8 protein-coding genes are annotated in these 15,331 nt (G+C 57.8%); all 8 read left to right on the forward strand.

Features of this window, described 5'->3' with window-relative positions; genetic code table 11:
• Positions 1-53: 53 nt before the first annotated feature.
• The 8 genes from AAC850_RS12690 to AAC850_RS12725 all read left to right on the forward strand — a co-directional run bounded on the left by AAC850_RS12690 (position 54) and on the right by AAC850_RS12725 (position 15,298).
• A complete protein-coding gene (locus AAC850_RS12690; RefSeq protein ID WP_340589177.1) occupies positions 54-1,448 on the forward strand; it encodes a DcaP family trimeric outer membrane transporter in 1,395 nt (464 codons plus the stop codon).
• Positions 1,449-1,929: 481 nt separating this feature from the next.
• Positions 1,930-4,914 (forward strand): TonB-dependent receptor, encoded by a 2,985-nt coding sequence (locus AAC850_RS12695; RefSeq protein ID WP_340589178.1) that lies wholly within the window; start codon positions 1,930-1,932, stop codon positions 4,912-4,914.
• A 236-nt stretch (positions 4,915-5,150) separates the two neighbouring features.
• Positions 5,151-8,249 (forward strand): TonB-dependent receptor, encoded by a 3,099-nt coding sequence (locus tag AAC850_RS12700; protein WP_340589179.1) that lies wholly within the window; start codon positions 5,151-5,153, stop codon positions 8,247-8,249.
• A 124-nt stretch (positions 8,250-8,373) separates the two neighbouring features.
• Complete coding sequence (locus AAC850_RS12705) at positions 8,374-9,114, forward strand: FadR/GntR family transcriptional regulator (protein ID WP_340589180.1); 741 nt, start codon at positions 8,374-8,376, stop codon at positions 9,112-9,114.
• A gap of 158 nt (positions 9,115-9,272) precedes the next feature.
• The gene (locus tag AAC850_RS12710; protein WP_340589181.1) at positions 9,273-11,471 is read left to right on the forward strand and encodes a chondroitinase-B domain-containing protein; all 2,199 of its coding nucleotides are present in this window, start codon (positions 9,273-9,275) and stop codon (positions 11,469-11,471) included.
• Positions 11,468-13,660 carry a heparinase II/III domain-containing protein gene (locus tag AAC850_RS12715; RefSeq protein ID WP_340589182.1) on the forward strand — a complete coding sequence of 731 codons (2,193 nt, stop codon included), beginning with the start codon at positions 11,468-11,470 and terminating at the stop codon, positions 13,658-13,660. The genes AAC850_RS12710 and AAC850_RS12715 overlap by 4 nt, the downstream gene beginning before the upstream one ends.
• Before the next feature lies 1 nt (position 13,661).
• On the forward strand, positions 13,662-14,030 hold the full coding sequence (locus tag AAC850_RS12720; protein WP_340589183.1) for a cupin domain-containing protein: 369 nt from the start codon (positions 13,662-13,664) through the stop codon (positions 14,028-14,030).
• Positions 14,027-15,298, forward strand: coding sequence for an MFS transporter (locus tag AAC850_RS12725; protein ID WP_340589184.1), 1,272 nt, complete (start codon positions 14,027-14,029; stop codon positions 15,296-15,298). Before AAC850_RS12720 ends, AAC850_RS12725 begins: the two co-directional genes overlap by 4 nt.
• Positions 15,299-15,331 lie beyond the last annotated feature (33 nt).

The raw sequence follows: 15,331 nt of genomic DNA on the forward strand, positions 1-15,331 counted from the left end.
TCCAGAACACAAAGGCCGCGACGTAACGGGCCAACGCATAACGGGAGGTTTGGATGACCGGAATGACACTTCGCCATCGGCTCACTGCGGGATTGCTCGCTGCCAGTTGCATGATGCCAGCAGCGGCCCAGGCGCAAGATGATGCTTCGATGGAAGCACGAATTGCGCGTCTGGAGGCTTTGGTCGAAACTCTCGTCGAGCGGCTCGATACACAGGAGACACGGACATCCGGCCAGCAGGCCGAACTGCAAGCGCAGACCGAGGCGGTGCTCGTGGAAACGCAGGCGCTGCAGCAGGAGCAGGCACAGCTTGCAACGCAGGTAGCGGCTGTGACCGAAGAGCAGGAACGTGACGGCTTCTCGATTGGCAACACCCAATTCACGCTTGGCGGCTATGTGAAGCTGGACGCAATTTCACAGCGAACCAGCGGCGGTCAGGTGGGAAGCGGGAGTATTGTTCGCGACTTTCTCATTCCGGGTGCCATCCCGGTCGGGGGAACCGCGTCGGGCTGGGATACAGATTTCTCGGCACGCCAGACGCGCCTGAACATGCGCACCTCCACCGATGTAGGGCTCGAAAATCCCGTCGGCACATTTGTCGAGGTTGATTTCATGGTCACTTCCGGCGGTGATGAGCGCATTTCCAACAGCTACACACCCCGCATGCGGCAGGCCTATATGACCTATGGCGACTGGCTTCTCGGCCAGACATGGTCGACCTTCCAGAATGTTGGCGCGTTGCCCGAATCGATGGATTTCGTGGGCACCACGCCCGGCACAGTGTTCGAACGGCAGCCGATGATCCGCTATACATCCGGCGGCCTGCAAATCGCGGCGGAGCAACCGGAAACCACGGTGACGACAAGTTCCGGCGGACGCGTGCTCGCGGGCGATGATACCCTGCCGGATATGGTGATCCGCTACAATCACGGCGGTGACTGGGGTTCCTTGACCGCGGCGGGCATCGTGCGCAGCCTCAATGTGGCCGACGATGATTTCGGCATGGGAGACGATTCGGCCTTCGGATATGGCCTGAGTTTGTCTGGCCGTATCCGTGTCGGTGAGCGGGACGACCTGCGCTTCATGGGGACCGCAGGCGATGGGCTTGGTCGCTATATCGGGCTCAATATCGTCAATGATGCTGCGGTGAACATCAATGGCGAGCTCGATCCCATCTTTACCTACTCAGGCTTTGCCGCTTTCCGCCATTTCTGGGCCGACGATCTGCGTTCCACCATCGCAGGGTCCTACTTCAAGGCCGATAATCCCGTGATGCTGACAGGCAACCAGGTAACCGACGAAAGCTGGAATGCCTTCGTCAACCTGGTTTGGTCGCCGGCAAGCCGCTTCGACGTGGGTATCGAATACATGTATGCGGAGCGCATGCTCGAGAACGGCCTGTCGGGCGATCTTCAAAAAGTCCAGGTGTCCTCGCGGCTGTCATTCTGATTGCACTGGAGAAGTCAATTGTCGCTCGGGTTGCCGCCTGTGGCGATTCGCGTGCGCGAGTGAATAATCGGCGCGATTGACGTGTTGTGCGGATCTTCTTCTGCAAAATTCAAATAAGTCGAAGGTTTGCCAGACAGGCTGAAAGGTCGTTTGACACGTCGATCGAAGGTCGGATCCGATTTCCTTGATCGTTGTCGCCAAATTGACACAGCCTGTCCGCCCAATCGAAGAATATTGCGCGGTTGGACGTTTATCGAACTTCCCTAAGTCTCCGGAAAGCCGGTCGAATTCGAAATATTGTTTCGCTTTGCCTGCAGGCTCGGCGCGAGACATATCGCGATCCTTCGGCCCAACCCCGATCGCGGTTTATCGCGTTATTCAAATTGGTAGTACAGAAATATGCGAAAGGTCTAACAATTGGGTTGACAAACGGGTTTGTAATTCTAGCCTTCCGCACAAATAACTAAACGGGAGAGATGTTGTGAGGAATTCCAAGGGCGGCTTTTGCCGTCGCAATCGTGTTATCGCCAGCCTGCTGACAAGCAGTGTTCTTGCCCTCGGTGCTTCGCCCGCGCTTGCGCAGGATGCCGAAACTCCGGTCCAGACGGATGAGGGTGACGTCATCATCGTCACCGGTATCCGCGGCGCTCTGCAGAGCGCGCTCAACGAGCAGCGCAACGCCGACAGCCTTATCGAAGTCATCCAGGCGGAAGATATCGGTAAGCTGCCCGATCAAAACCTTGCAGAAGTTCTCGAGAACGTCACGGGTGTGCAGATCACCAGGACAGCCGGTGTCGGCACCGGCGTGCAGATCCGCGGTACGAATGACAACCGCACCGAAATCAATGGCGTTGGTACGCTTGGTTCCGGTACCGGACGTGGCGGCATCAGCTTTGAAGATATCAATGCAGCCATCATCGCTTCGGTTGAAGTGATCAAGGCGCCGACCGCCGCCACGACGGAAGGTTCCGTTGGCGGTACTATCAACCTGCGGACGATCCGTCCCCTCGACCTGACCGACCGCGTGCTGTCCGCACGTGTCCAGGGCGAATATAGCGAGCTGTCCGACAGCATCACGCCTCGCGTATCGGCAAGCTTTGGCGATCGCTGGGATACGGGCATTGGCGAAGTCGGCATCGTGCTGAGCGGAAGCTACGCCGAGCAGGAGGCGACTTCTTTCCGCCCGCGTGTCGACCGCGATACGCTAATCCCCCAGGGTTCGAGTGTAACCTCCACCGGTGCACCCGGTCCGGACTTCGATTATCTGGGTATTCAGTTCCTCAACCAGGAACTTGAAAACTTCGAATATGAAACCATCAACTTCGCCGGCACCCTGGAATGGGCTCCGGCTGACAATCTGCGCCTCTTCTTCGATGCGATTTACAGCGATCAGGAGCGTCGGCAGGACAGTTCGCGTGTTCAGGGATCGGGCGTAAGCTCACTTCGCTTTGTGAACGTGCCGGATTCGTTCGAGACCGTTAACTTCGGTACGCTTGGCGGTGTTGACCTCGGTTCGATCCAGGCCGCGCTGACCGGCACGATCCAGCCGAACCTCGCCGAAGATGACGATGATCCGAACCTGCGCTTTTCGAGCGATGTCGGCGCCCGTTTGACCACGAACGAAGTTTACCGCTTGGGCGGCGAATGGGGCACTGGCCCGTTTACCATGCGGATCGAAGCATCGCGCTCGACCTCGGACTCGTTCACTCCTGACCTCAGCACGACGTTGAACTTCATCAACCCCAATCCGCTGACGCCGCTCGATGGCACCAGCAACGACAACGCTGTCCCGTTCATCTACGATCTTTCGGGCGGCGCGCTGAGCTTTGGGGTCGACTTTGCTTCGCCGTTCGCACCGACGATCGACGATTTGCTCAATCCGGCAAACACCGTGCTGGACGCCGTTACGGTTGGCCGCAACACGACCAACAACAAGGAAGACGCGTTCCGGGTCGACTTCACATACGACATGTATGACGTCGTACCGTTTATCACGTCGCTCGATTTCGGCTATCGCTTCAACGACACCTCGACCGAGTTCAATCAGGTGCGTTCTACCTTCGGAACGGGTGCAATCGCCAACAGCCCGAGTGGATCGCTGTTCGCGGACCTGCTGGTTCCCGGTCCGAGCAACTTCGGTGATTTCGACGGCCGCACACTGGCTTTCAGAAACTTCCTCCTCGTCGATCCGGACCGTGCCTTCAACGATGCTGACGGCACTTTGGACACTTTGCAGGCCGCGCTCGCGACGACCAATGGTTCGATCAGCGATCCGTCACCAGTCCCACAGGGCAGCTTCTCGGTCGAAGAAGAAACCAGCGCCTTCTACGGCCAGGCAAACTTCGAATTCGGCCCGGTCCGCGGCAACCTTGGCCTGCGTTATGTGGCTACGTCGATCACATCCTTCGGTAACGAAGTTGCTGGAGGTGTCGTAACGCCGATTTCTTCAACCGGTGACTACGATCTGTTCTTGCCGCGCTTCAATGTGATTGCGGACGTTGCCGATGACCTCGTGCTTCGTGCCAGCTACACTGAAGACATCAATCGTCCCGATTTCGACGACCTGTCGCTCTCGGTCAATTTCCCGACTGGCCCGAACAATGCGGTGGCCATCGGTAACCCGAACCTGTCGCCTGAATCGGTCACGTCGTATGATGTGTCTGCCAGTTGGTATTTTGCACCGTCCGCGGTGCTGAGTGTCGGCCTCTTCCTCAAGGATCGCACGAACCTGTTCGTCACCCAGGAAGAAGCTGCCGCAGAAGACGCCAATGGCTTCCGCGATATTACGCCACCATGTGAAGGCGGTGGTATCTTCAATCCGCTGCCCGACCGCAACGTGTTGTCCAACGTTCCCGGTAACGGACTGTGTGTCCCGATCCAGACGATCGTCAACGATCCCGGCACGACCACCCAAAAGGGTATCGAAGTCGCATTCCAGTACGACCTATCGGACTTTGAGGACACGCTCGGGTTCGCATCGGGCTTCGGTGTGATTGCCAACTACACCTATCAGGAATTCAGTGGTGGTACGCTGGAGAACACATCGGATTCAGACAGTCGCGGCACGGCGATTCTCGAATCGAGCAGTGGCTTGACCGGACCGTTCACCGCGGTGCAGGGCCTGCTGGACTTCTCGCCGCACGCCTACAACGTCACGCTGTTTTACGAGAAGTACGGCCTTTCCGCCCGTGCCCGCTACACGTGGCGTGATTCATTCCGCACGCTGGACACAGCAGGCGGCGCGACACTGGGCAGCACGATCGGCTTCCCCGCGGTTACAGCGGCACGCGGTCAGCTCAATGCCAGCATCAATTACGATGTGACGGACTTCCTGAACGTCGGTGTCGAGGGTGTGAATCTGACCAAGTCGCCGATCGAACAATACTGCGTGAACGACGGTGCGCTGCTCTGCTTCCAGGGCTTGCCTGACCGCCGGATCGTATTTGGCGCGACTGTGAGTTTCTAACGCTCAATCAAGATCGCAAACATAAATCTGGAAAGGCGCCTCACGATGTGGGGCGCCTTTCTTCGTTTGGGCCGCAGGTTTGAGCCAAGGTTCACCCAGCTTGTGACAATTCCGTTACATTTAGGTCACAGTCAAATTGGTATTACAGGAGTTCTCAGATTGGCATGAACCTGTGGTTGACAACTGGTCTCGCACGTCTAACCTAAGGGCATAACAAAGTGTTTGGGAGAAGATTGATGGGTAATGGGGGAAGCGGCTCGCGCCGCTCGATCACTAATTCGCGTATTGTTGGCGGACTGCTCGCTAGTAGCGCAATGGTACTGGCCGCAGCGCCGGCAATGGCGCAGGACGCGCCTGCTGAACCGGCGGCACAGGGCGGACAGGACATCGTCGTCACCGGTATCCGCGGAACGATCCAGTCTTCGATCGTTGAAAAGCGCGAAAGCGACTTGATCGTTGAAGTGCTTACGTCGGACGAGATCGGCGACATTCCCGCACTTTCGATCGGTGAGGCGCTCGAAACGCTGACCAGTGCGGCCTCGCACCGTGAGCAGGGCGGTGCCACGGAAATTTCCCTGCGCGGTCTCGGCCCGTTCCTCAGTTCGACAACCATCAACGGCCGTGCCGCTACCAACGGTAGTGGCGATCGTTCGGTTAACTTTAGCCAGTTCCCTTCGGAGCTGTTCAATACGCTGGCGATCTACAAGACACAGTCGGCCAGCCTGATTGAGGGCGGCGTTGCCGGCCAGATCGCCCTGGAAACCATTGCGCCGCTGGAGTACGGTCGTCGCCGTTTCCAGGCCGACATCAAGATCCCTTACAACCCGCAGAACTTGGACATCGACGAAGACCAGCGCTTCCGTGACTTCGGTCACCGTGTGACGCTGAGCTACGTCGATCAATACGAGCTGGGGGATTTGGGCGACCTGGGAATTTCGCTTGGTTATCAGACCAATCGCTCGACCAATCCCGAGCAGGAAGCCAACGTCAGCAACACGATCCGTGCCTGCGTGCTCGACCCGACAACGACCAGTGATGGCGTGTTCGACGATGGCAATTGTGACACCAGCGGCTCGACAATCGACGGTCTTCGTGATGGCAGCGTTGCAAACGACTTTGTCATTGCCCGCAACAGCTACGCCTTCCGTCACAACATCACCGATGATGAGCGCGACTCATTCTTCGCGGCGCTCCAGTACCGTCCGTCTCCGACGTTCGAGATCAATGCAGATTTCCAATATGCCAATCGTACGTTTAGCGAGCAGCGTAGCGATCTGGGCTTCGTAGAAGGCCGTCGTATCGATGGTCCGGGTGATCCAAACCGCATCGACCTTCCGCTGATCTATACCGAAACGGGTGCCCTGCGTCAGTTCACCAACGAGCAGCGCATTGAGGCGACCAGCGAATATCTGGAGCGTACCGAAGACTACTACGGTGGCGGAATTGATATCGCTTTGGAAGTCAGCGATCGCCTGACGGTTACAGCAGACGTTTCATATTCTGAAACCCAGCGTATCGAACAGGCCGTACAGGTCCGTTTCCGCACCGAAGACAATGAAGACATCACCGGTGCCGCTGTCTGGCCGAACGCTTTTGAAAGCGACGGCTCATCCACCAACGACCGCGTCGAAACAGCCGTGCAGATCATGCAGAACGGTTCGCAGGCGTTGAACTTCTTTACTCAGAACTTCGATGTGACCAACCACGACCTGTTTGCCAATGATCCGCGCGTGCGCGCCGATCTCGAGCAGGATCGTTATAATTCGATCTGGGCCGTACGTGCGGATGCCGAGTATGAACTGGACGGCTTCCTGTCCTCGATCATGGTCGGCGCACGCTTCCAAGACCTCGTTTACCGCGATGTACCCGGTGCGCAGCGAGGCACCAGCCGTTTCGAAAATACCTATAACGACACCGACGACACGGGCGCATTGGCAGCTGCCAACCGCGAATGCCGGACAAGCTTCCCATCCACGGGGTTCCTGTCTTCGGTTTCGGGCGGCAATCCGCTGATTACCAATCTCGACGAGAATGGAAATGTGATTGGTACCGCCAATACCTACGCCACCTTTGATGCACTGTGCATCGTGCAGGTGCTCGAGCGTGAAGATCCTTCGGGCCTTTCGTTCGATGCCAATGGCGTGCCGATTTATCCGACGGGTGAATTCGATTCGGTTCAGAACAGTGACGTTACCGAACATAGTTGGGCTGGCTATGTGCAGGCCAATTTCAATGGTGATCTGGGTTCGACACCGGTTCGCGGAAACTTCGGTCTTCGTGTCGTGCATACCGAAGTCGAATCAACCGGCTTCCGCACTACGCTGAACTCGATTGTCGACAATTCGGACCCGATGGCACCGACGATCACTCTGGTTGAGGATACAGACAATCTCCAGACGGTAACGGGCGGCGGTTCCTATACGGAATTCCTGCCGAGCTTTAACCTGACGGCTGAATTGACGCCTGAAATCCTCGGCCGTGTCGCCGTCTATCGTGCGATGTCGCGGCCAGATCCGTCTGACCTTGGCTTCGGCCGAGCTTTCTCCATTGATGATGATGAAGAGTTTGCGACGATCGAAGAGGCGATTGGCGTCGTGACCGGTCTGGGCAATCCCTTCACCGATCCGCTGATGTCATGGAACGGTGATATCTCGCTGGAATGGTATCCCAACGAGGACACTATTCTTTCCGGTACCGCCTACTACAAGAGCTTCAACGGTGGCTTTGAGGCGATCGGTCAAACCGAAACCTTCAACATCGACGGGCAAGACGTCAACGCGTTGGTTCGCACGGTCAACACGACTGACGATACCAGCACGATCTACGGCTTCGAGCTGTCGGTTGCGCACCGGTTGAGCTATCTGCCGGCCCCGCTGGACGGGCTCGGCTTCAAGGTTGGCTACAACTATGCCAGTTCGGACTTCGAATTCGAAGACGACACGCTGGGTGCGATATCTACAGTCCAGCCGGACGGAACGATCACTACGGTCAACGGGCTAATCCCGCCTTCGAACATTTTCGGTCTCTCGGAGCATGTGCTGTCGGCACAGGTCTATTACCAAATCGGCGATCTCGACCTGCAGGGCGTGTACAAGTACCGTTCGGATTATTTCCAGCAGTTCGTATCGTCGCCAGGCCGCATACGCTACGTGGATGACACCAGCGTTTTCGAAGCGCGTATTTCCTACAGCCTGACCGACAATGTCACGGTTCGTCTGGAAGGGATCAACCTCTTCAACGAACCGCGAATCAACTACCGCGGTGCACCGGATGATTTTGGTGCAACGCAGCTCTACGGCCCACGATTCTTCGCAGGCGTTCGTTTCAAGTTCTGACCTTTGGGGGCGCCGGTGCTTCGGCACTGGCGCCCCTTTACAATTGGAGACTGGTTGAAATTGGTATGATCAGTTAATGGCGTGAGTTAGCACAGTACGGTGCATACGAATTCCGGGGCCGAGGATGACAACGAAGAGACTATACCAATCTATTGCAAAACAGATCGCCGAGCTGATCGAAGAAGGCGCTTATCCGCCCGGATCACGTTTGCCTGGCGAACGCGAACTTGCCGAAAAATTCGATGTCAGCCGCGTCACTATCCGGGAAGCCGAAATTGCCTTGCAGGCTGTAGGCCGGCTGGAAATCAAGACGGGTTCGGGCGTCTATGTCAGCGAAGGTCTGCCAAAAGCTGAAGAACTCCTCCCCGAAGCCAGCGCCTTCGAAGTGACTGAAGCGCGAATGATGATCGAGTCAGAAGCAGCGGCACTGGCCGCGCACCACATCACCGATGAGCAGGTCGACCAGATCGAAGAACTTGTTAATCGCATGGCTGAAGGGGACAAGGCTCAGGCCGACGAAGCTGACGAATTGTTCCACGAAACCATCGCCAAGGCATCCAACAATGCCGCCATCGTCCATAGCGTAAAGCAGCTTTGGCGGATGCGCGATACAATACCAAACGTCAAAGCCGTCTACGAATCCGTCTGCAGCCATGACGAGGAGCTTCGCAGCAATGAACATCGCGACGTGTTCCTCGCTTTGAAAGCCCGCGATTCGGCCGCAGCGCGCTCAGCAATGCGCGAGCATTTCAAGCGACTGATCGAAACCATGCTCGATGCCACGGAGCAGCAGGCGCTGGCCGAAGTACAGCAGCGCGCGAGCGAAAGCCGGGAACGGTTTCTCAGCACAGCCAAGCTCAAATAGCACCGCCAGTTGAACTGGTATGATAGATATCCAGATTTGGCATACAAATCTGGTTGACACCTTTGGCTGCGGCCCTATTGTCATTCCATAAAATAATGGAAGGACGAGGGATGTTTGGCAGGATTGCCCTGAGTGCGGCGGCTGTGTGCCTTTGGGCGGTGCCCGCGCATGCCGAAGATCGTATCGTCAGCAATCAGGAAGAGTATGCCGCAGCGCTTGATCAAGTCGGCGCTGGCGACACGATTACGCTCGCAAACGGTGAGTGGCGCGATTTCGAAATCGTCATCACCGGGCAGGGAACTGCCGATGCCCCGATCACGCTGACTTCTGAAACACCGGGCGGGGTTATCCTGACCGGGCAATCAAACCTGCGCATTGGCGGCGAGCACATTGTAGTGTCCGGGTTGGTTTTCCGCGACGGTTTCAGCCCGACCGGTGAAGTTGTTTCCTTCCGCCGCGACAGCGAAAATCTCGCGCGGAATTCCCGGGTAACCCAGACCGTCATCGACAATTTCAGCAAGCTCGATCGTACGGAAACAGATTACTGGGTCGCGATTTACGGGCAGAACAACCGTTTCGATCACAACCACCTGGTCGGCAAGACGAACCGCGGAGTCACACTCGCCGTACGGCTGAACACGGCGGAAAGCCGCCAGAACAATCACCGCATCGACCATAACTATTTCGGCCCGCGGCCGAACCTCGGTTCGAACGGCGGTGAAACGCTGCGCATCGGCACCAGCCATTACGCGGAATATGATTCGAACACGGTGGTCGAGAACAATGTCTTCGATCGCACCGATGGCGAGGTGGAGATCATCTCTTCGAAGTCGGGCGGCAATACATTCCGTGAAAACCTTTTCCTGCATTCACGCGGAGCGCTGACGCTGCGGCATGGTGACGGCAATTTGGTGGAGCGCAATGTCTTCCTGGGTGATGGTAAGGATCACACAGGAGGCATTCGCGTCATCAATCGCCGGCAGATCGTGCGCGACAATTACATGGAGGGACTGCGCGGCGATGGATTTGCCAGCGCGTTGACCGTGATGAATGGCGTGCCCAATTCGCCCGCCAACCGCTATGTCGAAGTGCAGCACGCGCAGATACTGCGCAATTCGATTATCGACAGTGACCGCATCACTTTCGGTGCCGGTGCGGACGAGGAACGCTCTGCCGCGCCATCGGACAGCTACTTTTACTCAAACCTGCTGGGCGGGCGTGACGGGGAAACCTTCCTCGAGGTCGACGCGGATATTTCCGGCATCGCGCTGGCGGGCAATGCTGTGATCTCGGGCCAGATGCATAGCGCGGTCGAGGCCATTCCGCGTTACCAGACCGAGATGGAGCGTGCGGACAACGGACTGCTCTATCCGGTCAATCCGGCGCTCGCCAATGTCGGCGCGCCGCGGGATCTGCGGGTCATGGCGCTCGATGAGGTCGGCGTTGACTGGTACCCCAAGCCCGGTGCTGACACCGAGTTTGGCGCTGGTAGTGAAATCGCGGTGGAAGCCTCGGCTGGCGCATTGCTGAGAGCTATTAACGGCGCCGCAGACGGCGACACATTGCTACTCGCGCCGGGCAATTATGACATTGAACGTACCATTCCTATCTACCGCACGCTGACCATAGCCGGTGCCGGTAACGGACAAGTGACTGTCACTTTTGCGCGGCCATCCTTGTTCGAAATGCGCGAAGGTGGGCGCTTGCGCCTGGCTAACCTGCTGATCGATGGTGCAAACGCTCCGGACTCTACCGGCAATGCCGTGATCCGTACCGCCAGCGTGCCGATCCGCGGAAATTTGCAGATCGAACTCGATCGCGTCATCGTGCGCAATCTCGATGTAAACCGCGACTTCGATGTCATTTACTTCGGGAAATCGACACTGGCAGACCGCGTCGATATCCGGTCTAGCATCTTTGAAAACGTGACCGGATCGGTGGTTTCAGCTTCGTCGGAATCCGATGACCAAGGCCGGTACAATGTCGAGTATCTCGACATCCGGGAATCAATCTTTCGTAATCTCACCGGTCCTGTCGCCCGGGTCTATCGCGGCGGACGCGATGAAAGCACCTTCGGGCCGCATGTTGATATCGCGCAATCGGTGATCGAGAATGTCGGAAGCGGTGCGGGCGTGTCGATCGCACTGCATGGTGCGCAGCGCACGAATATTTCCGAGAACGCCTTCATGGCGTCTGCGCCTATCGGGATCACTCACACCGTCGGCACTCCGGTTACCGCGATCACCGGCAATGCCTTCGAGCGCACTTCCGCACCCGAACTGATCGAGCTTGTCTACCCGGGCGAGCCACGTGTCGAGATGTCGAGCAACGTCCACACTGACGGAGAAGGCGCATGAAACGCATCCTGACCGCGATCATCTCCACCACTGCGCTGGCAACGGCTGCGCCAGTCCTAGCGCATGGGCATGAGGCTGCGCACGAGGCTGCTGCTGATGATGCTCAGCCCATGGAATATCCGGAACTCTTCGCTGCCGAGATGGAGCTGGCCGAGGAATTCGTGCACGGGATGATGGACGGCGGGATCGTGGTGCCTGTTCCCCAGGACCCGGGTGGCGGCTACACTCACGAACAGCACAAGCGCAATTACCGCGCGATGTATCTCGCCAGCAACCTTTATCGCGTTACCGGAGAGCAGCGCTTCTTCGACTACGTGCGCGACATGCTGCTCGAATATGCGGACCTTTATCCGACGCTGGGCGATCACCCGGCGCGGGCCAATCAAAATGTCGGTCGCCTGTTCTGGCAGGTGCTTAACGATGCCATGTGGCAGGTCCACGCAATCCAGGCCTACGAGCCGATCCGTGACGAATTGAGCGCGGAAGACCGCGCACGGATCGATAATGACGTGTTCCGCCGCGCATCCGAATTCCTCTCGGTGGATTCGGAGCGAACATTTAACCTCATCCACAATCACGCGACCTGGGCTACCGCCGCTGTTGGGATGACCGGCTATGTTCTCGAGGACGAGGATCTTGTCCGGCGTGCGCTTTATGGTTCTGCAGGTGACGGCGAGACGGGCTTTATCCGCCAGACCGAACTGCTGTTTTCGCCTGATGGCTATTACACCGAAGGCCCGTACTACCAGCGCTTCGCGATGCTGCCGTTCATGGTTTTCGCTGGCGCTATCGAGCGCAACGACCCCGAGATCGGAATTTTTGAGCATCGTGACGGTATATTGATGAAGGCGCTCAACGCCACCATCCAGCTGACTTATGACGGGTATTTCTTCCCGTTCAACGATGCGATCCGCGACAAAAGCCTGAATACGGCTGAACTCTACGAAGGCGTGGCCATTGGATATTCGGTGTCGCAGGACCCCGCACTTCTCGATATCGCCCGCCACCAAGGCCGTACAGTGATCACGCCGCAAGGTCTCGAGATGTCCCGTGCGCTCGATGCCGGGCTGGCCGAACCGTTCAATTTCCGATCCATGCTGCTGACCGATGGGCCGGAAGGCGATCAGGGCGCGGTTGCCGTGTTCCGCAGCGGTCAGGGGCCGATGCATATGGCAATGGTCGCCAAAAATGCTTCGCAAGGCATGGGGCATGGCCATTTCGACAAGCTCAGCTGGCAACTTTACGATCGCGGCAACGAGATTGTCCGCGATTATGGCGCAGCGCGCTTCCTCAATATCGAGGCGAAAGACGGTGGTCGCTACCTTCCCGAAAACGAAAGCTGGGCCAAGCAGAGTGTGGCCCACAATGCGCTGGTCGTAAACGAGCAGAGTCATTTCTACGGTGACCGCGACCTGGCCGACCAGTCATGGCCTACCCAGCACTATTTCAACATCGAAGACGGTTTTCAAGTCAGCGCTGCCGGGATCGACAACGCCTATCCCGGTGAGAATGTCGCCATGACCCGCGTGCTGGCGATGGTCGAGGTCGAAGGCCTTTCCTCGCCGCTGGCTCTGGATGTGCTGCGTGCGCAGGGGGAGGGCGAGCTCCAGTTCGACCTGCCGCTGCATTATTCGGGCCACATCATGCGGCTGGGATTCGACCCAGAGCGCTTTACTGCGGGCCGACCTGTGCTTGGGAGCGACCACGGGTACCAGCACATCTGGGTCGATGGCCGCGCTACGCCTGCCGCCGATCAGGGATTCATGACCTGGCTGCTTGGTGGCCGTTTCTACACCTATCGCTTCGTGCCGAGCGGCGAAATGGAAGTGATCCTGGGCGAAACAGGCGCCAGTGACCCGAATTTCAACCTGCGCCGTGAGCCTCTGGTCATCCAGCGCGTGAGAGGCAGTGGCAACGCGACCTTCGTCAGCGTGCTGGAATCGCACGGCCTTTATGACGGCGCGACCGAACAGACCATTGGCAGCGACAGCCAGGTCGCATCGTTGCGGCACGTACGATCGGGTGAGCACGATGTGGTGCTCGTCGAGACGCTGGCCGGCGAAAACGTTGCGGTGGCAATCTCGTGGGACGACGATCCTGAAGAACAACACAGCGTCACGGTAGATGGACGCGAAATCAGCTGGAGCGGATATGCGGCGCGCATTGCGCTCGGGCAGGGAGACAACTGAAATGGCAACCCGGCAAGTGACTGGTAGCGAGCGGTATATTCATGCAGACGCGACACCGATTGAAGATCTGGGGGACGGCATCAGCCGCCAGTTCCTCGGTTATGGACCCGATCTCATGGCCGTGCGCGTGTGGTTCGAAAAAGGCGCGGTAGGTTCGCAACATGCTCACCATCATGCGCAGACGAGCTATGTCGAAAGCGGCCGCTTCCTCGTCACCATCGATGGCGAGGATGCCGAGCTTGGTGCGGGTGATGGCTTCTACGTCAAGCCTCATGAAATGCACGGGGCAGTCTGTCTCGAAGCGGGCGTTCTCATCGATATGTTCAGCCCGATGCGCGAAGACTTCCTGCCAGGCGGAGAAGAAAGATGAAGGGCAAGCTACGCTATTGGATCGTCAGCCTTGTCGCGCTTGCGACGATCATCAATTATATCGATCGCGGCGCGCTCGGCTTTCTTTGGCCTGAGATTTCCACCGAGCTTGGCCTGACCGAGTTCGATTACGCAATCATCCTCAACGTCTTCACTTTCGCCTACGCATTCGGCCAGTCGATTTTCGGCAAGATTTTCGACTGGATCGGAGTGCGGTTGGGCTTTGTGCTATCGATCGTAGTCTGGTCGGCGGCAACGATGCTTCATGCAGCGGCCAATTCGCTGCTCGCCTTCACTGCATTTCGCGCATTCCTCGGTGTCTCCGAAGCGGGTAACTGGCCTGGTGCGACCAAGGCAAATGCCGAGTGGTTCCCGATCAACGAGCGTGCGCTGGCGCAGGGCATTTTCAACTCCGGCGCTGCGATCGGCGGTATCGTTTCCGCTCCCATAATCGGACTGCTGTTCGTATTCCTCGGCAGCTGGCAGGCGACCTTCATCGCTATCGGCGCGCTCGGCTTCCTGTGGCTGTTGCCGTGGCTGATTGTTTACAAGAGCGGCCCTGAAGCGCATCCGTGGATTACCGAAGAGGAACGCCAGTATATTCTCACCGGCCAGCGCAATGCGGAAACCAACGAGGTTGCCGACTATGCACCCGACACGAAGGAAATCCTCAGCCGCAAGGAAAGCTGGGGAGTCATCCTCGCAAGCTTTTTCATCGACCCGATCTGGTGGCTGTTTGTTGGCTGGCTGCCGATCTATCTGCTCAACACCTATGGCTTCGGTGTCGAGGAAATCGCAGTCTATGCCTGGATCCCTTATGTCGGGGCGATGTTCGGCGCCTGGTTCGGCGGACTGCTCGCGGGCAATCGCCTGAAAGCCGGCTGGACGGTAAATCGCACTCGCAAGACCGTGATTGCGCTTGGTGGCCTCATCATGCTCGTCTCGCTTCTGCTGACAACACAGGCAGCCACGCCATTGACCGCGGTGTTGATCATGGCGGTGATCCTGTTCGGCTTCCAGACTGCGATCGGCAATATCCAGACGCTTCCGAGCGACTTCTACAGCGGCAAGTCGGTGGGTTCGCTCGCCGGGTTTGCCGGCACTGCGGCGAAGCTGGCGGTAGTCGGGCTCAACTTCCTGATCCCGGTCATCACGGTCAATTCCTACACACCGGCCTTCGTGGTCGGTGCGGCACTGGCGATCCTGACGGTTCTGTCGATCTTCGTTCTGTGTCCGGAAATCAAACCACTTAAATCGAAAACGGCCTGAACGGCCTCACATCACAACTGATCACGCAAGGGG

This window comes from Erythrobacter alti (assembly GCF_037996805.1).
GTDB classification, from domain to species: Bacteria; Pseudomonadota; Alphaproteobacteria; order Sphingomonadales; family Sphingomonadaceae; genus Alteraurantiacibacter; species Alteraurantiacibacter alti.